Below are 22502 nucleotides of genomic sequence, written 5' to 3'. Positions count from 1 at the left end.
TTGTTTTTACCATTAAAGTTTGATTTCGATATCAACGCCAGATGGTAAATCAAGTTTCATTAACGCATCAACAGTTTGTGGTGTTGGGTTAACGATATCGATCAGACGTTTATGCGTACGCATCTCGAATTGTTCACGAGAATCTTTGTACTTGTGAACAGCACGAAGAATTGTGTACACAGACTTCTCAGTTGGAAGTGGAATCGGACCTGATACACTTGCACCTGAACGTTTTGCAGTTTCCACAATTTTCTCAGCAGATTGATCTAAAATACGGTGATCATACGCTTTTAAACGAATACGAATCTTTTGTTTTGCCATTATTTTCCCTCCTTCTCGCCTATTTTCTAGACATTCTCCACGAAAATTCTCCTACACACCGCCATGGCAAAGCGGCCGGGTGTGTCGGCAACCTCTCGCTTCATCGCAGTCAAAGACCAACATTCAACATTATATACAATAAAAAAAGAATAAGCAAGTCTTTTCGCTAAATTCTTTTAAATGTTGCTGATATTCTTACTACTACTATTTCTTCGCTTATTTAAGCCGTTTATTAGTATAAAGAAATTCTAGAAATATTGCAACACATAAGAGTATAATATCAACGTTTTCGAATATTTCTAACAACTTACAATCTTATATAAAAGTAGATATTACAATTCCAAACCAAACATCTTTCAATGCTTAACTCCTCCTTCACTGCACATAAAAAAACAGTATGGTGATTAAATACCCATACTGTTTTTGAGTTTCTTCCTATTGTATTGCTATAGTGATTCGCGAATAACCTTTTTATAATAGCCCACTGAGAGGAATGCAAAGATAGCATATAAAGCTATATAACAACTCATAGCAATCCACAACGGCGCTGTTAACTCTGAGCCAAATAAAAACCAACCAGATTTTACAGCAAAATAACTATGAAGTAATCCAATGACTAACGGAACACCAAAATTGAAGGCCTGTTTCATATAAATTCCTTTCAAAATATCTCTTTCAGCAAAGCCTATCTTTCTTAGAATTGTATAAGATCCACGCTCTTCTTCAGCCTCAGACATTTGCTTAAAGTATAAAATGCTACCTGTTGTCATTAAAAATGCTAATCCTAAAAATGCAGTCGTAAAAATAGTTATTCCTAAGTCTTCAATATACTCCTTACGTTCGCTTTCAAAAGATGACTGTATAAACTGTTTTGATTGACCATTGCTATCCAACGCTGAAATAACCCCTGCACCTGTTTGAATATATAATTCCTCTGCTTGAGCTATATCTTCTTTTGATTTCAAATTAATTGTGGCTTGCTTATGCCAAGGGAAAAGCTCAGATTGTACTGCTAGCTTTTCAAACATTTCATCTGTAACGACAAAAATTGGTCCACCACCGCCAGCTGTTACGATCCCACTTATAATACTATTATCTTGAATGTCCACAACATGAAATGTTTCCTTGAGCTCTCCAGCAGATACCACAATATTGCGATCTTTCTCTAACTTGAACATCGCTGCCATGTACCCACCATAATTTGTTAAGATAACTTCATTACCAGATATCAAGGCATCTGGGTTAATTTGTTGATAATCAGAAAGTGGAACGGTATAGATTGTTCCTTCCATATTATAAAAAGGATTTCCTTCTCGTTGTTCTTCTTCTGACAATAATTGTCCAACTGACGCTATTACTCCCTGTAATCGGTAATCTATTTTGTCAAAAGCAATATTCTCGTCCTCTAGCTTCTTTAGAAATTCCTGCCCATTGTCTTCAAGTAAGATATAATCTCCAGGTACTTGGCTAAATGCCGACGACTCTGATGAATAATACCCTATATACGATAATGTTGTAATCCCTAGAGAAACACCCGTTAAAACTGTTATTAATGTTAAAGATTTTGCGTTACTTTTCATGCGATGCATAATTGGTGTTAATGCTAATACATCACGAACGGTTAAATGTCCATTTTTCTTTAAACGGATAGAATTCATTATAAACGCTACAGAGAAACGAAATACTATAAATGTACCACCTATAGTAGTAGCCAAAATAATCATCATGTTAACAAATAAATTGCCAGCAGATTCGATATCAAAAAGCTTAGTTGAAGCATAATAGCCATATACAATCAGTACAAGCCCTATAAAGCCTATCGCCATTTGTAATGGACTAAAACGTTTTACGCGTTCATCTGCTTGTTTAGCAGCACTGAATAAGGAAAGTAATGATACGCGGTGAATCATCCAAGCCATTTGGACAAGCACAATTACTAAGAGTATAACGAAAACGATTATAGATTTTTGTAATGCCTCGATACTAAATGTCATCGTGACAAGCGCCTCTTTTTCTAGTACTCGTAATAGTATCATGGCAAATAATCGAGAGCTAAAGAAGCCTGCAAGCATACCTAAAATGACTGCACCAACAAATAATAGAATACTTTCAATCGCTAATAGACGTACAATCAATCCCTTTGTCATACCGATTAGTTGATATAAACCAACTTCCTTACTACGACGCTTCATAAAAAGATGGTTTGCATATAGCACGAAGAATAACACTATAAAATACAATATATATGTTGCTGCTCCAAAACCTGCTGTGGCTGTACCACTCTTACTTACAGTTTCTAGTACATCAGCATTGTTTTGCAAAGTCACAAAGGAAAAAAATAAAGTCACACTGAAAATAAGAGCAAAAAAATATAAATAATAGTGCTTCATATTTTTCTTCATGCTACGTAATACAAGCTTACTAAGACTCATAACCGTCACCACCTAGCACACTTTGCGTATGCATGATTTCTTGGAAAAACGCCTGCCTCGTTTTATCTCCTTTATATAGCTCACTATAAATAAGCCCGTCCTTTAAGAACAAAACACGCGTACAAAAGCTTGCGGCTACTGCATCATGCGTAACCATCATAATAGTAGCCTTCTTTGCCTCATTAATACTTTGTAGATTTTTTAAAAGTGCAGTAGCTGATTTAGAATCAAGTGCACCAGTAGGCTCGTCTGCAAATACTAGCGATGGATTTGTAATGAGTGCACGAGCTGCAGATGTACGTTGTTTTTGTCCACCTGATATTTCATTGGGATATTTATTTAGAATCTCAGCAATTCCTAATAAATGTGTTAGCTCCTTTACACGACTGTCTGCAACAGCCTTTGGAAGCTTGCCAATAGCCAATGGTAATAATATATTTTCTTTTACCGTTAACGTATCCAGTAAATTATAGTCTTGGAATATGAAACCTAGTTGCTCACGGCGAAAGTTAGCTAGAGCCTTTTCCTTCATTCCTCGTAAGTTTTGACCATTTATTTCAATAACACCTTCTGTGGCAAAATCAATAGAGCACAGAACGTTTAATAATGTTGTTTTTCCAGAACCTGATGGGCCCATAATTCCAACAAATTCTCCTTGATTAACCTCTAAATCTATACCCTTTAAAACCTCTTGAGCTGTTGATTTTTTACCGTAGACTTTCTTTACTTTACGACCAATTAAAACTGCCACTTATAAACGCCCCTTTCTATAGGTCAAGTGTACCCTGTCTTCTTCGCTTATTCGTGCGTTTTACATGACAATATAAAAAGGTAGGTGACAATTTCGTCATCTACCCGTTAGTTTGACATATTCATTTTGTAATGGAAAACGCAAGGTAAATATGGAGCCTTCCCCTACACTAGATTGAACCGTAATACGAATTCCAATCTTCTGTGCTACATTATGTGCTAAGTATAAACCCATACCTGTTGATTGACTAGATTCCCTCCCAGCAGTCCCCGTATATGACTTCTGAAAAATTCGAGGTAAATCCTCCTTACGAATACCAATACCATTATCTTTAATGTGTAATAGTGTCGCTCCTGTTGGGTCTACTTCTGTAAATATGAATATCTCTGAGTTTGCAGGACTATATTTAATCGCATTAGATAAAATTTGTCGAACAATAAAAGCTAGCCATTTACCGTCTGTCATTACTGTTTCTGTAAGCTCTTCAACATCAAAGCCGATACCCTTTTCAATACACCATGCCTGCATAGCTTTTATTTCGTTATAGACAGCGGCACGTAGCTCTATTTCTACCATATAATTATCTTTTTCAATGGAAGATAATCGTGTTTGATGTAGCTGCTGATCCACTAATAAATGCAGCCTAAGCCACTCTGCTTCTAATTTACGACGTAATGTTAAATCTTCAATATGATCTAGCATTAGATTAATAGTTGTTAATGGTGCTTTTACTTCATGAACCCATGCAAGAAGCTCATCTGAATACTCCTGTAATTGAACTTTAGCTTGATTTAACTCTGTATTTTTATCATAAATAATATCTTCTATTTTCGTAAAGTAAGCTGCTTGAAAAGGCGAAAGGACTAAGCTTCTGCTATGTGCATCATCAAGTTGGCTATCTACATTTCCCAGGAAATCTTTAAGCTGCTTTGTCTCAACTACGTATCTCCAAAAAAGAAATATTATAAAACTAACAAGCAAAATAACATTTACGTACCAAATAGATACATCTACTAAACCAACGTCTAATAAAAATAAGATGTTAAGTACAACCACCATAAATAAAAAGTAGCCTATCCATGCTAAGCGTTCTCTTATAAATAATAATAACATTGTGCTTCACGTCCCTTGTGTGACTGCAATATAACCAAGTCCCTTTTTGGTTAAAATAACATCCTGTAAACCTATATCCTCAAGCTTCGTGCGTAACCGATTAACATTTACAGACAAAGTGTTATCATTAACAAAGCGCTCATCATCCCATAACTTTCTCATCAAATCATCTCTAGAAACAATTTGATTCGTCTTTTCCACTAAAATACGTAAAATAAAGAGTTCATTTTTAGTTAAAGAGGCGAGATTACCATGATACATAATTTCACTTCTAGCATAGTCAATAACCGCACCATTGAAGCGTGTAACATCCAAAGATTCTTCTATATAATCGTATGTACGTCGTAAAATAGCTTGAACCTTAGCTAGTAATACTTCCATATGGAAAGGCTTTTGTACAAAATCATCGGCACCCATTTGCATTGACATGACCATATCCATCGGGTGGTCTCGTGACGATAGAAAGAGGATTGGGACCTTTGAAATATGACGAATTTCACGACACCAATGAAAACCATCATAGGCTGGTAATTGTATATCAATTATGACTAGATGGGGTTTTTCCTCTATAAAATCATCCATCACCTTTTGAAAATTTTTAGGGCCAACCACTTGTAAAGACCATTGGGTAAATCTTGTCTGAATCATTTCAAAAATCGATGGATCATCCTCTATCAATAATATCTTCAATTCCATATTGAAGCACTCCTTTTTAACAAGTAGGATATCTTGCTTTTACCGCCGCAAGCTTGAAAATACTAATTAATCCTTTAACTTAAATAGTACAATTTGTCATTAGTCACAGTAAGTGAACATATAATAATCTAATTTAAATTTATTACTCTAATATTAACATAAAAAACCAATCTGCAGGCGTCCCCACAGATTGGTTTTGAAAATTAGCATGCGCTAAAATTATTTTTGGATAGAAGAAACTACACCAGCGCCTACAGTACGGCCACCCTCACGGATAGAGAATTTAGTACCTTCTTCAAGAGCGATTGGAGCGATAAGTTCTACTGTCATTTCGATGTTATCGCCAGGCATTACCATTTCAACGCCTTCTGGTAAGTTACAGATACCTGTTACGTCAGTTGTACGGAAGTAGAACTGAGGACGGTAGTTAGAGAAGAATGGAGTATGACGGCCACCCTCTTCTTTTGATAAAACGTAAACTTCTGCTTTGAAGTTAGTGTGTGGAGTGATTGAACCTGGTTTAGCTAATACTTGACCACGTTGGATTTCATCACGAGAAACACCACGAAGAAGTGCACCGATGTTGTCACCAGCTTCAGCATAGTCTAATAATTTACGGAACATTTCTACACCAGTTACAGTAGTAGATTTAGCTTCTTCAGCGATACCGATGATTTCAACTACGTCACCAACTTTAACTTGACCACGTTCAACACGGCCAGTTGCAACTGTACCACGACCAGTGATAGAGAATACGTCCTCTACTGGCATCATGAATGGTTTGTCAGTTTGACGTTCTGGAGTTGGGATGTAAGAATCTACAGCATCCATTAATTCAACGATTTTTTCTTCCCATTCTGGTTCACCTTCAAGAGCTTTAAGAGCAGAACCTTTGATTACAGGAATATCATCACCTGGGAAGTCATATTCAGATAGTAGATCACGGATTTCCATTTCTACTAATTCTAATAATTCTTCGTCATCAACCATATCACATTTGTTCATGAATACTACTAAGTATGGAACACCTACTTGACGAGATAAAAGAATGTGCTCACGAGTTTGTGGCATTGGGCCATCCGCAGCAGATACTACTAAGATACCGCCATCCATTTGTGCAGCGCCAGTGATCATGTTTTTAACATAGTCAGCGTGTCCTGGGCAGTCAACGTGTGCATAGTGACGAGTTTCTGTTTCATATTCTACGTGAGAAGTATTGATTGTAATACCACGCTCTTTTTCTTCTGGAGCGTTATCGATGTCAGCATAAGATTTAGCTGTACCACCCATTTTTTTAGAAAGAACTGTAGCGATAGCAGCAGTTAAAGTAGTTTTACCATGGTCAACGTGTCCGATTGTACCAATGTTAGCATGCGTTTTAGAACGGTCAAATTTTTCTTTAGCCATTAGAGATTGCCTCCTCAAAATTATATGTTTTATTTTTAAATTTATAGAATGAATGCTAATAGAGAACGGGCCCATCCCCTATCCTGCAATCATAGCTTACAAATTAGTTATACTTTATGCAAGATGAAAATTCAATTATTCACCTTTATTTTTTTTGATGATTTCTTCAGAGATTGATTTTGGTACTTCTTCATAGTGATCGAATACCATTGAGAATACACCACGACCTTGCGTTGCAGAACGTAAAGTTGTTGCATATCCAAACATTTCTGAAAGTGGAACCATCGCACGAACAACTTGAGCGTTACCGCGAGCTTCCATACCCTCTACGCGACCACGGCGAGAAGTAATGTTACCCATGATATCACCAAGGTATTCCTCTGGAATTACAACTTCAACTTTCATCATTGGTTCAAGTAAAACTGGGCTACATTTAGAAACCGCGTTTTTAAGAGCCATAGATGCAGCAATTTTGAATGCCATTTCGTTAGAGTCAACATCATGGTATGAACCATCGAATAATTTCGCTTTGATGTCGATTAATGGGTAACCAGCAAGTACACCGTTTTGTAAAGCGTCTTTAAGACCAGCTTCTACAGCAGGAATGTATTCACGTGGAACTACACCACCAACGATAGCATTTTCAAATTCAAAGCCTTTTCCTTCTTCATTTGGAGAGAATTCAATCCAAACGTGACCAAATTGACCACGACCACCAGATTGGCGGACGAATTTACCTTCAACTTGAGCAGAGCCACGGAATGTTTCACGGTAAGATACCTGTGGAGCACCAACGTTAGCTTCTACTTTAAATTCACGGCGCATACGGTCAACTAAGATATCAAGGTGAAGTTCACCCATACCAGAGATGATTGTTTGACCTGTTTCTTGGTCAGTATGAGCACGGAAAGTTGGATCTTCTTCTTGTAGTTTTTGTAAAGCTTGACCCATTTTATCTTGGTCTGCTTTTGATTTTGGTTCTACAGAAAGAGAGATAACTGGCTCTGGGAATTCCATTGATTCAAGAATAACTAGGTTTTTCTCGTCACATAATGTATCACCAGTAGTAGTATCTTTAAGACCTACCGCTGCTGCGATATCCCCTGCGAACACTTGAGAAATCTCTTCACGAGAGTTAGCGTGCATTTGTAGGATACGACCTACACGTTCACGTTTACCTTTCGTAGAGTTTTGTACATATGAACCTGATTGTAAAATACCAGAGTACACACGGAAGAATGTTAATTTACCTACGAATGGGTCTGTCATAACTTTAAACGCAAGAGCCGAGAATGGTTCTTCGTCTGAAGAATGACGTACAACTTCTTCATCAGAATCTGGTAAAGTACCATTGATAGCAGGTACATCTGTTGGAGCTGGTAAGTAATCGATTACCGCATCAAGCATTTTACGAACACCTTTGTGTTTGAACGCTGTACCACAGATAACTGGGTAGAATTCAACGTTAATTGTTGCTTGACGAATAGCCGCTTTAAGCTCTTCTTTAGAAATTTCTTCACCAGCGAAGTATTTTTCCATGATATCTTCATTAACTTCAGCAACTGCTTCGATTAATTTTTCACGGTATTCTTCAGCTTGTGCTTTATACTCTTCTGGAATTTCGCCTACAGATACATCTGTACCTTGGTCGTTTCCATAGAAAGTAGCGTTCATTTCAATTAAGTCAATGATTGCAGAGAATTGATCTTCAGCACCGATTGGTAATTGAATTGGATGTGCATTTGCTTGTAGACGCTCATGTAAAGTACCTACAGAGTAAAGGAAGTCAGCACCCATTTTATCCATTTTGTTGATGAATACGATACGTGGTACACCGTATGTTGTAGCTTGACGCCATACAGTTTCAGTTTGAGGTTCAACACCAGATTGAGCATCAAGTACTGTTACCGCACCATCAAGTACGCGTAGTGAACGTTCAACTTCTACTGTGAAGTCTACGTGTCCAGGAGTATCGATGATATTTACACGGTGGCCGTCCCATTGAGCTGTTGTTGCAGCAGAAGTGATTGTAATACCACGTTCTTGCTCTTGTTCCATCCAGTCCATTTGAGAAGCGCCTTCGTGAGTTTCACCAATTTTGTGAATCTTACCTGTGTAATAAAGGATACGCTCAGTTGTTGTTGTTTTACCAGCATCAATGTGAGCCATGATCCCAATATTACGTGTATTCTCTAGAGAGAATTCGCGTTTCATTAGGTATTTCTCCTTCCATATTGGGCTTATGCGATGTTTAGATTACCAACGGTAGTGAGCGAATGCTTTGTTCGCTTCTGCCATTTTGTGCATATCTTCACGTTTTTTAACTGATGCACCAGTGTTGTTAGAAGCATCAAGAATTTCGTTAGCTAGACGCTCTTCCATTGTTTTTTCTCCGCGAAGGCGAGAATAGTTAACTAGGTAACGAAGACCTAAAGTCGTACGACGTTCTGGGCGTACTTCTACTGGCACTTGGTAGTTAGAACCACCAACACGGCGAGCGCGTACTTCAAGAACAGGCATTACGTTGTTTAGAGCAGCTTCGAATACTTCGATTGGATTTTGACCAGAACGTTCTTTAACTAGCTCGAACGCACCGTATAAAATCTTTTGAGAAGTACCTCTTTTACCATCAATCATCATTTTGTTGATTAAACGAGTTACTAGTTTTGAATTATAAATTGGATCTGGTAACACGTCACGTTTGGAAACAGGACCTTTACGAGGCATGTGTTTTCCTCCTTTCATTGAGTGAATAACTTATAGATTTTAAATTATTTTTTTTCTTTAGGGCGTTTTGTACCGTATAGAGAACGTGATTGCATACGACCGTTTACACCAGCAGTATCAAGAGCACCACGAACGATATGGTAACGAACACCCGGTAAGTCTTTTACACGACCGCCACGGATAAGAACAACACTGTGCTCTTGTAAGTTGTGGCCTTCACCAGGAATGTACGCTGTAACCTCGATTTGGTTAGTTAAACGTACACGAGCGTATTTACGTAACGCTGAGTTAGGTTTTTTAGGCGTCATTGTACCTACACGAGTACAAACACCACGTTTTTGAGGAGATTTAACATCAGTTAAAGATTTTTTAAATGAGTTATAACCTTTGTTTAACGCTGGTGAGTTTGATTTCGTGATTTTAGATTTACGAGGCTTACGTACCAATTGGTTAATTGTAGGCATCGATTTTTCCTCCCTTCATTTCTTCTTTTTCAATACCACACATCCAGGTGGTTCATTTTTTGGGTAAAAACAAAGTCTTTGTGTTTCAAACACAAAAACTACTCTACAGCAATCGCAACTACCGCAGCTCCAACATGGATTCCACAGGCCTTGCCCAATTCCTTTTTGGACTCAACAAGAATGATTGGTATCCCGATTTCTCTCGCGAAAGATATGGCCGAATCGGTTACCCAATTGTCTGCATCAAGTGCCACAAAGAGTTCTTTCACTGAACCAGCTTGCATTGCTTTCACTGCTTGCTTTGTACCTATGATTGTTTGACTAGCCCTTACTTTATCATAAGACATTTTCATATCCTCCGAAGTACAGACAGTTAACTATCAACCTTCAATATATTATCATTATCAATTTCGGCTGTCAACTAATATCTTGAAAAAGTCCGAAGAGACATAAAACTCATCTCTTCGGAACTTATTTAATGATTATTCAGCAGAAACTAAATCTTCCGAGTCAAGCTCATCTTTTTCGATGCGGATTTGACGGTAACGTTGCATACCAGTACCTGCAGGAACAAGTTTACCGATAATTACGTTCTCTTTTAATCCAAGAAGCTCGTCACGTTTACCTTTAATTGCTGCATCTGTTAACACACGAGTTGTTTCTTGGAATGATGCTGCAGATAAGAATGACTCTGTTTCAAGAGAAGCTTTTGTAATACCCAGGATAACAGGTCGACAAGTTGCAGGATTTTTGCCATTCATAACAGCATCTGCATTTGCCTCTGCAAATTGGTGGATATCTAGTAATGAACCTGGTAATAAATCTGTATCTCCAGCTTCGATTACACGGACTTTACGAAGCATTTGGCGAACCATTACCTCGATGTGTTTATCACCAATTTCTACCCCTTGCATACGGTATACTTTTTGTACTTCTTTTAATAGGTATTCTTGAACTGTCGAAACGTCTTTTACTTTTAATAATTGTTTTGGATCGATAGAACCCTCTGTTAAAACTTGACCACGCTCTACATTATCACCTTCGATAACTTTTAGACGCGCATTATAAGGTGCTTGATACTTACGAGTTTCTACGTCACCTTGAATAGTAATTTCTTTTAAGCCTTCACGGATTTCTGTGATATCTGAAACAGTACCTGCGATCTCTGAAATAACAGATTGACCTTTTGGATTACGTGCTTCAAAGATTTCTTGGATACGTGGAAGACCTTGTGTAATATCGTCTCCGGCAACCCCACCTGTATGGAATGTACGCATTGTTAACTGTGTACCTGGTTCACCGATTGATTGAGCAGCAATAATACCAACTGCCTCTCCAACCTCAACCTTTTCACCTGTTGCTAAGTTCATGCCGTAACATTTTTTACATACGCCATGTTTTGTATTACATGTGAACGCTGAACGGATAGTTACTTCCTCGATACCAGCCTCGATAATTACACGAGCAATATCTTGGTCAATTAAGCCGTCTTTTTCTAAAATAACTTCACCAGTTTCAGGGTGTAGAATTGTTTTCTTCGTATGACGACCAACAATACGTTCATCTAGAGCCTCGATTAGTTCAGTGCCTTCCATTAATGCACCAATTGTTAAACCACGGTCAGTACCACAGTCATCTTCACGCACAATAACATCCTGTGCAACGTCAACAAGACGACGTGTTAAGTAACCTGAATCGGCAGTTTTTAGGGCTGTATCGGCAAGGCCTTTACGCGCACCATGCGTCGAAATGAAGTACTCTAATACGGTTAAACCTTCACGGAATGAAGATTTGATTGGAAGTTCAATGATACGACCAGCCGGGTTGGCCATCAGACCACGCATACCTGCTAATTGTGTAAAGTTAGAGGCATTACCACGGGCACCTGAATCAGACATCATAAAGATTGGATTTGTTTTCTCAAGAGATTTCATCAGCTTCGATTGAATTTCATCTTTCGCTGCACTCCAGCTTGAGATAACGCGGTCATAACGCTCATCTTCCGTAATGAAACCACGACGGAATTGCGCCTGAACTTTATCCACTTTTTCTTGAGCCTCTGCTAAAATTTCACCTTTATCTGGTAATACGACAATGTCAGAAACACCAACTGTAATACCCGCGCGTGTTGAATATTTAAATCCTAGGTTTTTCATGCGGTCAAGCATTTTAGATGTTTCTGTAATGTGGAAACGTTTAAACACTTCGGCAATGATATTTCCTAAGAATTTTTTACGGAACGGGTTCACAACTGGTACTGATGCAAAGTATTTGCGTAGTACAGCGGTACGTTGTGCATTAATTTTGCCTTTTTCATCAAGTGCATTATAAGCAGCATCTGCCTCAAGCTCTTTTAACGTTTCTTCATCAATTGTTAAGTTAACAAAGAATTTGTCTGGTGTTTCTTGCTCTAAGTTGAAATCAGTTGGCTCATTAATATACGGGAATGATTTAGGTAAAATTTCGTTAAAGATTACTTTCCCAACAGTTGTTAATAAGAACTTATTATTTTGTTCTTCTGTAAATCTTGGGTTGTTTAACGAACTTGCTTTAATGGCAATACGAGTATGCAAGTGAACATGACCTGTATCATATGCAATTAACACTTCGTTTGGACCATAGAAAACAGAGCCTTCTCCTCGAGCATCTTCACGCTCAAGTGTTAAATAATAGTTTCCTAATACCATATCTTGAGAAGGTGTTACAACTGGTTTCCCGTCTTTCGGGTTCAGGATATTTTGTGCAGCAAGCATTAATAGACGCGCTTCTGCTTGTGCTTCTGCCGATAATGGTACGTGAACCGCCATTTGGTCACCATCGAAGTCAGCGTTGTAAGCTGTACATACCAATGGATGAAGACGAATAGCACGGCCTTCAACTAATGTTGGTTCGAATGCTTGAATACCAAGACGGTGAAGTGTTGGTGCACGGTTTAGTAGTACTGGATGCTCACGAATGACATCTTCTAAAACGTCCCATACGTCATTGTTTAAACGTTCGATTTTACGTTTAGCAGATTTAATATTATGAGCAAGACCACGTTCAACTAATTCTTTCATAACAAATGGCTTGAATAACTCAATAGCCATTTCTTTTGGTAGACCACATTGGTACATTTTTAAGTTTGGACCTACTACGATAACAGAACGACCAGAGTAGTCAACACGTTTACCAAGTAAGTTTTGACGGAAACGACCTTGTTTACCTTTCAACATATGTGAAAGTGATTTTAACGGACGATTACCCGGACCTGTTACAGGACGACCACGACGACCGTTATCAATTAAAGCATCAACAGCTTCTTGTAACATACGTTTTTCATTTTGTACGATGATGCTTGGAGCACCAAGGTCTAGTAAACGTTTTAAACGGTTGTTACGGTTGATTACACGACGATATAAATCGTTTAAGTCAGAAGTAGCGAATCGACCACCATCTAATTGCACCATTGGACGAAGCTCTGGTGGAATGACAGGTAGTACATCTAAAATCATCCATTCAGGTGAGTTACCTGAGTTACGGAAAGATTCAACAACTTCTAGACGTTTGATGGCACGCGTGCGACGTTGACCTTGTGCAGATTTCAACTCTTCTTTTAAAGATTGAGTTTCATCTTCAAGATCAATTTTACCTAATAACTTTTTAATTGCTTCTGCACCCATAGATGCCTCGAATGTGTTACCGAATTTTTCGCGATATGCACGGTACTCTTTTTCAGAAAGTAGTTGCTTACTTTCTAAGTTTGTAGCACCTGGTTCGATTACTACGTAAGATGCAAAGTAAATTACTTCTTCTAGTGCACGTGGGGACATATCTAAAATAAGACCCATACGGCTAGGAATACCTTTGAAGTACCAGATATGAGAAACTGGTGCCGCTAATTCGATGTGGCCCATACGTTCACGGCGTACTTTAGCGCGTGTTACCTCAACACCACAACGATCACAAACTACGCCTTTATAGCGTACACGTTTGTACTTACCACAATGACATTCCCAGTCCTTTGTTGGACCGAAAATACGCTCACAGAATAAACCATCTTTTTCTGGTTTTAATGTACGATAGTTAATTGTTTCTGGTTTTTTTACTTCACCGTATGACCAAGAGCGAATCTTGTCAGGAGAAGCTAAACCAATTTTCATATATTCAAATTCATTAACGTCTATCAAGGAGCCTACCTCCCTCTAGTATAGGTCTTTATAAAGACTCTTTTACGCAGCTCGATAATCGTTTGCAAGATTCATGTCTCTTTGGCAAAAGATTAAAATAGAATAAATTATTGAAAAGAAAAGCCGGACAGGGCGTTAAATCCTGCCCGGCTAATTTGAAAAATAAGTTTGACCTATTCACAACTGTGAATTTGGTTTTCCATTATTCAAAAGACTCTACTGGCTCTTCTTCTGTATCTGGCTGTGGAGCAATGTTAAGTGCGTCAGCTGGTTGAAGATCATCTTCCTCGTCTAAATCACGAAGCTCTACTTCTTCATCATTGACTGTTAACATTTTTACATCCATACCAAGAGATTGAAGTTCTTTAATCAATACTTTGAATGATTCAGGAACGCCTGGCTCTGGTACACTTTCACCCTTAACGATTGCTTCGTATGTTTTCACACGACCAACAACATCATCGGATTTAACTGTTAAGATTTCTTGAAGTGTGTAAGCAGCACCGTATGCTTCAAGTGCCCATACTTCCATCTCACCAAAACGTTGTCCACCGAACTGTGCTTTACCACCAAGTGGTTGTTGCGTAACAAGTGAATAAGGACCTGTTGAACGTGCGTGAAGTTTATCATCAACCATGTGAGCAAGTTTAATCATATACATGATACCTACTGATACACGGTTATCGAATGGTTCACCTGAACGTCCATCATACAGGATTGTTTTACCATCACGGTTCATACCAGCTTCTTCCATTGTTTCCCAAACATCTTCCTCGTTGGCACCATCAAATACTGGCGTTGCCATGTGAACGCCTAGATAACGAGAAGCCATACCTAAGTGAAGTTCTAAAACTTGTCCGATATTCATACGAGATGGTACACCAAGTGGATTTAACATAATATCGACAGGCGTTCCGTCTGGCATGAATGGCATATCCTCTTCTGGTAAGATACGAGAGATAACCCCTTTGTTACCGTGACGTCCGGCCATTTTATCCCCAACACGTATTTTACGTTTTTGAACAATGTAAGCACGAACTAATTGGTTAACACCTGGTGGTAATTCATCGCCATCTTCACGATTAAATACCTTCACATCAAGAATAATACCGCCTGCACCATGTGGCACACGTAATGAAGTATCGCGAACTTCACGCGCTTTCTCGCCGAAGATTGCATGTAATAAGCGTTCTTCTGCTGTTAATTCTGTAACCCCTTTAGGCGTTACTTTACCAACAAGAATATCACCATCACGTACCTCAGCACCGATGCGGATGATTCCGCGTTCGTCTAAGTTACGAAGCGCATCTTCTCCAACGTTTGGAATATCACGTGTGATTTCTTCTGGTCCTAATTTTGTATCACGAGACTCTGATTCATATTCTTCGATATGAACAGAAGTATAAACATCGTCTTTTACAAGGCGTTCGCTCATAATAACAGCATCCTCATAGTTAAAGCCATTCCATGTCATAAACGCAACAAGCACGTTACGACCAAGAGCAAGCTCACCTTTTTCCATCGATGGACCATCAGCTAAAATATCACGAGGCTTCACACGTTCGCCAACTTTTACAAGTGGACGCTGGTTGTATGAAGTACCTTGGTTTGAACGAATAAATTTTTGTAATTTATATTTTGTTAAATCACCTTTAACTTCTTTACCGTCAATGACTTCGATTCGGCGTACATGGATAGATCGAGCTTCAACATGCTCAACGATACCGTCATATTTCGCTACGACAGCCGCACCTGAATCACGGGCATCTACATGCTCCATACCAGTACCAACAAATGGCGCCTCTGGATTTAATAGAGGTACAGCTTGACGTTGCATGTTGGCACCCATAAGTGCACGGTTCGAGTCATCATTCTCTAAGAACGGGATACATGCAGTCGCAGCTGAAACTACCTGTTTAGGAGATACGTCCATGTAGTCCATTTGTGATTTATTGAATACTGTATTATCTCCACGGAAACGTCCTACTACTTCGTCATTCGCAAAAGTACCATCAGGATTTAATGGTGAATTCGCTTGTGCTACATAGTAGTTATCTTCTTCATCAGCAGTTAAGTAATCAATTTGATCCGTCACTTTACCTGTTTCATGGTCAATACGACGGTAAGGTGTTTCAATGAATCCAAATTTATTTACTTTAGCAAATGAAGATAATGAGTTGATTAAACCAATGTTTGGTCCCTCTGGCGTTTCAATTGGACACATACGACCATAGTGAGAGTAGTGAACGTCACGTACTTCGAACCCTGCACGCTCACGTGTTAAACCACCAGGCCCTAATGCTGAAAGACGGCGTTTATGTGTTAACTCTGCTAATGGGTTTGTTTGGTCCATAAATTGTGATAATTGAGAGCTACCGAAGAACTCTTTAATAGACGCAATTACTGGACGAATATTTATTAATTGCTGTGGCACAATAGCAGCTGTATCGTTAATGGACATACGCTCTCGTACCACACGCTCCATACGAGATAAACCGATCCGGAATTGATTTTGTAATAGCTCGCCAACTGAACGCAGACGACGGTTACCTAAGTGGTCAATATCGTCTGTTGCTCCTACATGATACAGTAAGTTAAAGAAGTAACTTACAGAAGATAATACATCAGCAGGCGTGATATTTTTCACTTCCTCATCAATATACGCATTACCAATAATATTGATTTCTTTTTGTGCTTCATCTTTTGGTGCATAGATTTTAATAGATTGGATAGTTACATCATCTTCAAGCACTCCACCAACTTGTGATAAAGTACGATACCCAATACCTTTAGATGAATCCTCAAGGAAAGGCAAGATTTTATCTAACGTACGACGATCAAGAACTGTACCCTTCTCTACTAAAATTTCGCCTGTTTCTGGGTCTACAAGCGTTTCAGCAATCGTTTGATTAAATAAACGATTTTTGATATGAAGCTTTTTATTCATTTTATAGCGACCAACATTCGCTAAATCATAGCGTTTTGCATCAAAGAAACGAGAGTATAATAAGCTCTTCGCACTTTCAACTGTTGGTGGCTCACCTGGACGTAAACGTTCATAGATTTCTAAAAGTGCTTTTTCAGTACTTTCAGAGTTATCCTTTTCTAACGTATTACGTAAATACTCGTTATCACCAATAATATCGATAATTTCTTGGTCTGAACCAAAGCCTAATGCACGAAGCAACACTGTTACTGGTAGCTTACGAGTACGATCTATACGTACATACACTACATCCTTTGCATCAGTTTCATATTCTAACCACGCCCCGCGGTTCGGAATAACTGTAGCTCCAAAACCTTTTTTACCATTTTTATCAGTTTTATCATGGAAATACACACTTGGTGAACGAACTAATTGTGAAACGATAACACGTTCAGCACCATTGATAATGAACGTACCTGTTTCAGTCATTAATGGGAAATCACCCATGAATACATCTTGCTCTTTCACTTCGTCTGTTTCTTTGTTGTAAAGACGTACCTTCACACGTAATGGAGCTGCGTAAGTAACATCTCGCTCTTTACACTCATCGACATCATACTTAGGATCACCTAATGAATAATCGATGAATTCTAATGAAAGATTGCCTGTAAAGTCCTCGATCGGCGAAATGTCACGGAACATTTCACGTAAACCTTCTTCAAGGAACCACTCGTAAGACGCCGTTTGAATCTCAATCAGATTTGGAAGCTCAAGCACCTCTTTAATACGCGCAAAGCTTCTACGCTGGCGGTGTTGTCCATACTGAACTAGTTGACCTGTCAACTCATTCACCCCTCAATAAAGCGATATTAGGTCTTTGCAAAATCATACAAATAGTGTATGATTTCGAAAGACAAAAAGAAAACGAGTCTTCAAAAAGATCTCATTTTCGGTTAACTAAACTTATCTTGGCAAGTATACCCATATTAAAACAAACCTATACAAAAAGGGCACACGACCTCAAAATAATATTTTTGCATTGTATCATATTATCATAGCCGATTTGTCAAGTCAATATTTTATACATATTTCATTTATTTTTTTGCACGTACGATCCAGTAACCTTTTTTCTTTTCCACAACTTCGACTTCAGAAAATTTTTCTTCTAAATAACTAACCGTTGATGGTGCACCTTGCTTTTTTTGAATTACTACCCACAGCTCACCAGATGACACTAACTTATCATAAGCTCCATCGTAAAAACGGAAAATTGTTTCTTTTCCAGCGCGAATTGGAGGATTGGTTAAAATAGCTGCGGCTTTTACATCCTTGTCAACCATCGATAGTCCGTCACTCACAAATATCCGTACATTTTGAACACCGTTTACTTGCGCATTTTTTTGTGAGAGTGCAACCGCACGTTCATTTATATCCATCATAAAAACAGTACGACCTGGATTTGTTTTGGCAATCGATAACCCGATTGGTCCATACCCACATCCCACATCAAAAATTGCACCATCAATATCAGGCATCTGAAAAGCATCTATTAACACACGGGATCCAAAATCTACTTCGCTTTTACTAAAAACACCCGCATCTGTCTCAAATGAAAACGAATGCCCCAATAATTTGAATGTCCAGTGACGAGGTTTACTCTCAGCTTGAGGCTTATTTGTATAATAGTGATCTGCCATTTTCACGCCTCCTCAGAATGAAGAAAAAAAGCTCGCCAAAATGACGAGCTTTCCTTTTGTTAAAAAGTAACGCGAGATTACTTAACTTCTACAGATGCGCCAACTTCTTCAAGTTTAGCTTTGATTTCTTCAGCTTCATCTTTAGATACGCCTTCTTTAAGAGCTTTAGGAGCGTTATCTACTACTTCTTTAGCTTCTTTAAGACCTAAACCAGTGATTTCACGAACCACTTTGATTACTTTAATTTTTTCTGCACCAGCAGATGCTAATACTACGTCAAACTCAGTTTTTTCTTCAGCAGCGCCAGCAGCACCACCAGCAACTACTGCTACAGGAGCAGCAGCTGTTACACCGAATTCTTCTTCGATAGCTTTTACTAAATCGTTTAATTCAAGAACTGTCATAGCTTTGATAGCTTCTAAGATTTGCTCTTTATTCATTATAATTTCCTCCTAATTGGATAATGTTTTATTGTTTGCGATCAGGCCGCAGAAGTTATAGTGCGTATGAAATTACGCGCCTTGTTCTTCTTTTTGTTCTGCAACAGCTTTTGTTGCAAGTGCGAAGTTACGCACTGGAGCTTGAAGTACAGATAAAAGCATAGAAAGTAGACCTTCGCGTGATGGAAGTTCTGCAAGTGCTTTAACATCTTCAACTGAAGAAACAGTTCCTTCAATAATACCTGCTTTAATTTCTAAAGCTTCATTTTTCTTAGCGAACTCATTGATGATTTTAGCAGGCGCTACAACATCCTCATTTGAGAACGCAATTGCGTTAGGACCAACTAATACGTCATTGATTCCTCCAAGACCAGCAGCTTCAGTAGCACGACGAGTTAATGTATTTTTGTATACTTTGAACTCAACGCCAGCTTCACGAAGTTGTTTACGAAGCTCTGTCACTTGCGCAACATTAAGACCACGGTAATCCACAACTACTACAGAAGCAGCGTTTTGGAACTTTTCAGTAATCTCTTGAACTTGTACTTGTTTGTTTTCGATTGCTTTGTTCATGATGACACCTCCTATTAGAATGGGTCATTTATACCGACAAAAGAAAAGCCTCTGGGTCAAATAGACACAGAGGCTGAAAGTCATCATCTTTAAATAAGAATCTGAATTCCGATGTCCTCGGTAGGAACATTAAGTGACAAGTCACTCCTACTGTCTACGGTACAAATGGATAATTCACAACAGCAACCATATTATCATATATAATTACTGTTGTCAACATATATATAAATTATTTTACTACTACATTAGAAGCATCAATTTTAACAGCTGGACCCATTGTAGTTGTAACGTTTACAGATTTCATGTAAGTACCTTTAGCTGCTGCAGGTTTTGCTTTTTGCACTACATCAAAAACAGCTAAGAAGTTTTCTACTAATTTTTCTGCTGAGAAAGAAACTTTACCGATAGGAGCGTGGATGATACCAGCTTTATCTGCGCGGTATTCTACTTTACCAGCTTTGATTTCTTCGATAGCTTTTGTTACATCAAAAGTAACTGTACCAGTTTTAGGGTTTGGCATTAAGCCTTTAGGTCCTAAAACACGACCAAGTTTACCAACTTCACCCATCATGTCAGGAGTTGCTACGATTACATCGAAATCAAACCAACCTTGTTGGATTTTTTGGATGTACTCTGCATCACCTACATAGTCAGCGCCAGCTGCTTCAGCTTCTTTAAGTTTTTCACCTTTCGCGAATACTAATACGCGTTGAGTTTTACCAGTACCGTTTGGAAGCACTACTGCACCACGGATTTGTTGGTCGTTTTTACGAGTATCAATACCTAGACGGAAAGCAACTTCTACAGTAGCGTCGAAGTTTACTGTGCTAGTTTTTTGAGCAAGTTCAATTGCCTCTTGAGCGTTGTAAAGTGTGTTACGATCGATTAATTTTGCTGCATCTTGCAGTTTTTTACCTTTTTTAGCCATTATATAATTCCTCCTTGATTGTGGTTGTAGCGGATTTTACCTCCCACGAATAAAGGTTGCGCGTTCACAAAGAAACTTCGCAACCTTCCAAAAAACAAAACATCAAGTAACAGGGATTAGTCTTCGATAACAATTCCCATGCTTCGTGCAGTACCTTCAACCATTAACATAGCAGCTTCTACTGAAGCAGCGTTAAGGTCTGGCATTTTAGTTTCAGCGATTTCGCGAACTTTATCACGTTTAACCGTTGCCACTTTTTTACGGTTTGGTTCACCAGATCCAGATTGGATACCAGCTGCTACTTTAAGTAGAACTGCTGCAGGTGGAGTTTTTGTAATGAAAGTGAAAGAACGGTCTTCAAATACTGAAATTTCAACTGGAATAATAAGACCAGCTTGATCAGCCGTACGCGCATTGAATTCTTTACAGAATCCCATGATATTCACACCTGCTTGACCTAATGCAGGACCAACCGGTGGAGCTGGATTTGCTTTACCAGCAGGGATTTGAAGTTTTACAACTTTAATAACTTTTTTAGCCACGAGACACACCTCCTTAAGTCCGTGATGTGGTAATTGGGTTGCCCCTCCCACTCAATATCTGTCTGTCAGCTAAGTGCCGATAACATTAAAATTATCATTGCAGACGTCAAACTAAAGTATGACAGTCTGACCTATGAAATGATACCACTTTTAGTTTTTTTAAGCAAGTAGTAATTTACAAAATCTGCGAAACATACATCTAAGCATTTATTTTACAATGCAGTTTCTCACATTTATATTTTCTGTATTTGTTCAAAGTTAAGTTCCATAATTGTTTCACGACCAAACATATCAACAGACACTTTCACTTTTCCTTTTTCAGTGTCAATTTCTTCTACACGTCCTTGGAAGTGTGCAAAAGGCCCTTCCAGTACTTCGACAGCCTCTCCCACTGAAATATCTATTTCTACAACTTTGTCAGACATACCCATTTGTTGTAGCAGGCGATCTGCTTCTTCTGGTAATAAAGGTGTTGGTTTTGCACCCCCGCCTGATGAACCGATAAAGCCTGTTACACCTGGTGTGTTACGCACAACATACCAAGAGTCATCTGTCATAATTAGTTCTACTAATACATAACCAGGGAAGACTTTACGCATCATTGTACGTTTTTTTCCATCCTTCATTTCTGTTTCCTCGTGTTCAGGCACGATTACACGGAAAATCTTATCTTGCATCCCCATTGTTTCAACACGTTTTTCTAGGTTTGCTTTTACACGATTTTCATACCCTGAATACGTATGAACAACATACCAATTTTTCTCCATAATTACTAGGACTCCTCGTCCGTCCCTCCCTTACAAATAAAAGTGAAAATGAATCGCGATATGCTTACCCTTTTCACAAACATCTCATGTAGACATAGTTTTACCTACTTAAGAAAGCCCGATGATATGTACAGAAACTAGCATAGTCATCTATTGCTACTAATATACTTATCAAAATGAGAATATCTTACTGCCATTCACTTCACTCAAATCACTCATTCATTAAGATGGAATTTTCTGCTGAATGAAGATAAAACAAACGAAAAAACCCGTTATTGCAAAGGACGGGCATTTTCAGAAGTATTAACATGCTATTTACTAAATTATAACTCTAAGTACCAGCGGAATAATGATGAAATACCTAAGTCTACTAACACAAAAAATAAAGCCATAATTACAACAGTTGAAATTACAACGACTGTATATTTCGTCAGTTCTTTACTTTTTGGCCAGCTTGTTTTGCGCATTTCCGACATTACATTGCTGAAAAAGTCTTTAATCTTGCCCATTCTAGCCTAACCTCCGAATCAATCATATCTGTCTATTTAC

General features: G+C 38.5%; 19 protein-coding genes and 1 other annotated feature. All 19 genes read right to left on the bottom strand.

Annotated elements, in window-relative coordinates:
- Positions 1-12: 12 nt before the first annotated feature.
- The gene (rpsJ, locus tag B2R82_RS14740; protein ID WP_004233624.1) at positions 13-321 is read right to left on the bottom strand and encodes a 30S ribosomal protein S10; all 309 of its coding nucleotides are present in this window, start codon (positions 319-321) and stop codon (positions 13-15) included.
- 446 nt (positions 322-767) lie between these two features.
- Complete coding sequence (locus B2R82_RS14735; protein ID WP_286925568.1) at positions 768-2753, bottom strand: FtsX-like permease family protein; 1986 nt, start codon at positions 2751-2753, stop codon at positions 768-770.
- The gene (locus B2R82_RS14730; RefSeq protein WP_286925567.1) at positions 2743-3504 is read right to left on the bottom strand and encodes an ABC transporter ATP-binding protein; all 762 of its coding nucleotides are present in this window, start codon (positions 3502-3504) and stop codon (positions 2743-2745) included. The genes B2R82_RS14735 and B2R82_RS14730 overlap by 11 nt, the downstream gene beginning before the upstream one ends.
- Before the next feature lie 96 nt (positions 3505-3600).
- Entirely contained in the window at positions 3601-4617 is a 1017-nt protein-coding gene (locus B2R82_RS14725; protein ID WP_286925566.1) for a sensor histidine kinase, read from the bottom strand.
- A gap of 6 nt (positions 4618-4623) precedes the next feature.
- Positions 4624-5313 carry a response regulator transcription factor gene (locus tag B2R82_RS14720; protein ID WP_286925565.1) on the bottom strand — a complete coding sequence of 230 codons (690 nt, stop codon included), beginning with the start codon at positions 5311-5313 and terminating at the stop codon, positions 4624-4626.
- A gap of 219 nt (positions 5314-5532) precedes the next feature.
- On the bottom strand, positions 5533-6720 hold the full coding sequence (gene tuf / locus B2R82_RS14715; protein WP_283870073.1) for an elongation factor Tu: 1188 nt from the start codon (positions 6718-6720) through the stop codon (positions 5533-5535).
- 135 nt (positions 6721-6855) lie between these two features.
- Positions 6856-8934 (bottom strand): elongation factor G, encoded by a 2079-nt coding sequence (fusA, locus tag B2R82_RS14710; protein ID WP_286925564.1) that lies wholly within the window; start codon positions 8932-8934, stop codon positions 6856-6858.
- A gap of 42 nt (positions 8935-8976) precedes the next feature.
- On the bottom strand, positions 8977-9447 hold the full coding sequence (rpsG, locus tag B2R82_RS14705; protein ID WP_286925563.1) for a 30S ribosomal protein S7: 471 nt from the start codon (positions 9445-9447) through the stop codon (positions 8977-8979).
- Positions 9448-9491: 44 nt separating this feature from the next.
- Positions 9492-9911 carry a 30S ribosomal protein S12 gene (gene rpsL / locus B2R82_RS14700; protein ID WP_004233609.1) on the bottom strand — a complete coding sequence of 140 codons (420 nt, stop codon included), beginning with the start codon at positions 9909-9911 and terminating at the stop codon, positions 9492-9494.
- A gap of 98 nt (positions 9912-10009) precedes the next feature.
- The gene (locus B2R82_RS14695) at positions 10010-10258 is read right to left on the bottom strand and encodes a 50S ribosomal protein L7ae-like protein (RefSeq protein ID WP_054771420.1); all 249 of its coding nucleotides are present in this window, start codon (positions 10256-10258) and stop codon (positions 10010-10012) included.
- A gap of 135 nt (positions 10259-10393) precedes the next feature.
- Positions 10394-14080 carry a DNA-directed RNA polymerase subunit beta' gene (gene rpoC, locus B2R82_RS14690; protein WP_286925562.1) on the bottom strand — a complete coding sequence of 1229 codons (3687 nt, stop codon included), beginning with the start codon at positions 14078-14080 and terminating at the stop codon, positions 10394-10396.
- A gap of 202 nt (positions 14081-14282) precedes the next feature.
- Positions 14283-17858, bottom strand: coding sequence for a DNA-directed RNA polymerase subunit beta (rpoB, locus tag B2R82_RS14685; protein WP_286925561.1), 3576 nt, complete (start codon positions 17856-17858; stop codon positions 14283-14285).
- A gap of 242 nt (positions 17859-18100) precedes the next feature.
- Positions 18101-18703 (bottom strand): class I SAM-dependent methyltransferase, encoded by a 603-nt coding sequence (locus B2R82_RS14680; protein ID WP_286925560.1) that lies wholly within the window; start codon positions 18701-18703, stop codon positions 18101-18103.
- 77 nt (positions 18704-18780) lie between these two features.
- Positions 18781-19143, bottom strand: a complete 363-nt coding sequence (rplL, locus tag B2R82_RS14675; RefSeq protein ID WP_054771419.1) for a 50S ribosomal protein L7/L12 — start codon at positions 19141-19143, stop codon at positions 18781-18783.
- 72 nt (positions 19144-19215) lie between these two features.
- Positions 19216-19716 carry a 50S ribosomal protein L10 gene (rplJ, locus tag B2R82_RS14670; RefSeq protein WP_286925559.1) on the bottom strand — a complete coding sequence of 167 codons (501 nt, stop codon included), beginning with the start codon at positions 19714-19716 and terminating at the stop codon, positions 19216-19218.
- Positions 19717-19748: 32 nt separating this feature from the next.
- Positions 19749-19894, bottom strand: a sequence feature (ribosomal protein L10 leader region).
- Between the two features lie 51 nt (positions 19895-19945).
- Entirely contained in the window at positions 19946-20644 is a 699-nt protein-coding gene (rplA, locus tag B2R82_RS14665; RefSeq protein WP_286925558.1) for a 50S ribosomal protein L1, read from the bottom strand.
- Positions 20645-20760: 116 nt separating this feature from the next.
- Positions 20761-21186, bottom strand: a complete 426-nt coding sequence (gene rplK, locus B2R82_RS14660; protein WP_004233593.1) for a 50S ribosomal protein L11 — start codon at positions 21184-21186, stop codon at positions 20761-20763.
- Positions 21187-21419: 233 nt separating this feature from the next.
- Positions 21420-21953 (bottom strand): transcription termination/antitermination protein NusG, encoded by a 534-nt coding sequence (gene nusG / locus B2R82_RS14655; protein ID WP_286925556.1) that lies wholly within the window; start codon positions 21951-21953, stop codon positions 21420-21422.
- 323 nt (positions 21954-22276) lie between these two features.
- On the bottom strand, positions 22277-22462 hold the full coding sequence (gene secE, locus B2R82_RS14650; RefSeq protein ID WP_054771416.1) for a preprotein translocase subunit SecE: 186 nt from the start codon (positions 22460-22462) through the stop codon (positions 22277-22279).
- Positions 22463-22502 lie beyond the last annotated feature (40 nt).

Origin of the sequence: Lysinibacillus sp. UBA6686, from assembly GCF_002455205.1 — a bacterium.
GTDB lineage: Bacteria > Bacillota > Bacilli > Bacillales_A > Planococcaceae > Lysinibacillus > Lysinibacillus pakistanensis.
This window is presented reverse-complemented; position numbering and strand designations above follow the sequence as displayed.